Origin of the sequence: Oryzomonas rubra, from assembly GCF_008369015.1 — a bacterium.
Taxonomy (GTDB): domain Bacteria; phylum Desulfobacterota; class Desulfuromonadia; order Geobacterales; family Pseudopelobacteraceae; genus Oryzomonas; species Oryzomonas japonica.
This window is the reverse complement of record NZ_SRSD01000021.1, coordinates 1-1507: the sequence shown is the minus strand read 5'-3', so window position 1 is coordinate 1507 and position 1507 is coordinate 1. Positions and strand designations below refer to the sequence as shown.

The following is a 1507-nucleotide window of genomic DNA, read 5'->3' as shown; positions in this document are numbered from 1 at the left end:
TTGGTTTTAAAGTTTTGAGATTACATGAAAGGAGGTTTCTGATGACATGTAAAAGATTTTTCTGCCTGTTGGCCTGTTCAGCGGTTATGTTTGGCTCGACCGCTGCGTGGTCGGCGGAGATTCACGGCAGAAGCTCGACCCAGTTTGGCTGGTTCAACGACATCTTTACCGGCAACAAACAGGCCGAATTCGGAGAGTATCTCAACCTGTCGGTCACCCAGATCGACAAAGAAGGCAAGCTGTCATTTCAGGGATACGGCCGTGTCACCGACGACGTCCGCAACGGTGATGGTATCAACGGTCGGCTCTATTACCTGTACGGCGACTACAGCAACCTGTTCGACAAGGTGGACATTCGTCTCGGTCGGCAATTCGTCAACTACGCGGCGGGTTCGGCCCTGATCGACGGTGGCAAGATCGACCTGAAGAATGTCGGTCCGATCGCCTTCTCGGTGATGGGTGGCCGCAACGTCTACTTTGACCTGAATGGCGAGGCGACCCGGGACCACGACTTCGCCTTTGGCGTTGCCGCGTACCTGAACGGGTACAAAAACACCGACGCCGAAGTCAGCTACTTCATGAAGCTGGACAAAGACGGAGTCGCCCGCGACCAGATTGGCGGTACCTTCAAACAGTATTGGAACTCGTTCAAACTGTACGCCAACACCCGGTTCGACCTGCCGAGTGAAACCTTCACCGAACTTCTCACGGGCATCAAATACTTTCCCATGGCGGACCTGATCCTGACCGCGGAATGGTACCAGAGCTACCCGACCTTCGACTCAACGTCCATCTACTCGATATTTGCCGTTGACCGTTACCAGGAAGCCCTCATCCGTGCCGACTACACCATCAACGACAAACTGTCGGTCAACGCCGGCTACACCAGGCAATTCTATGGTGACAGCAGCGATGCCTCAGACGTCGTCGAGGTCGGCTGCCGGATTCGCCCGATCGACCAAATACTCATCAGTCTGAACTACGACCACAACAACGGTTACGGCGGCGACCTGAACGGAGGCAGCGCCGAGGTGAACTACACCCCGATCAAACCTCTGGAACTGGCGGCCGGCCTCCAGTACGACGTCTACCAGTTCGACCGGACGACCGGAGACGAAACTGCGCGCAAATACTGGGTCGGCGGCAAATACAAACTTGCCAAGAACATGTCCGCGTCCGTCCGGGTTGAAGACAACGTCAATGCCCAGTACAAAAACGACTGGCAAGGTCGTGCGGTCTTCAACTACGACTTTTAGAAAGGAGGGACCTACGTGAAGCGAATTGTATTAATCCTGGCACTTCTCGGCTTCGGCCTGATCTGTTTACAGCAACGGTCGTACGCCGACAAGAAGATGTCTCACGCGGAATACGCCAAGATGGCGATCAAGGAATGCAACGAGTGCCATAAAGGCGAAGGCATTGCGCCCAACCACGACGCCGACTTTGTCCGTGGCCACCGCGTCCTGGCCAGCAGGGCCGGCAGCAACTGCAGCCAATGCCACCAACA

Annotated in this window: 1 protein-coding gene and 1 pseudogene; both read left to right on the top strand. The window is 55.5% G+C overall.

Annotated elements, in window-relative coordinates; genetic code table 11:
* The first annotated feature begins 41 nt into the window (after positions 1–41).
* Positions 42–1256, top strand: a complete 1215-nt coding sequence (locus tag ET418_RS18025) for a hypothetical protein (RefSeq protein ID WP_149310033.1) — start codon at positions 42–44, stop codon at positions 1254–1256.
* 15 nt (positions 1257–1271) lie between these two features.
* Positions 1272–1507, top strand: a pseudogene (locus tag ET418_RS18020) (cytochrome C); the annotation flags it as partial.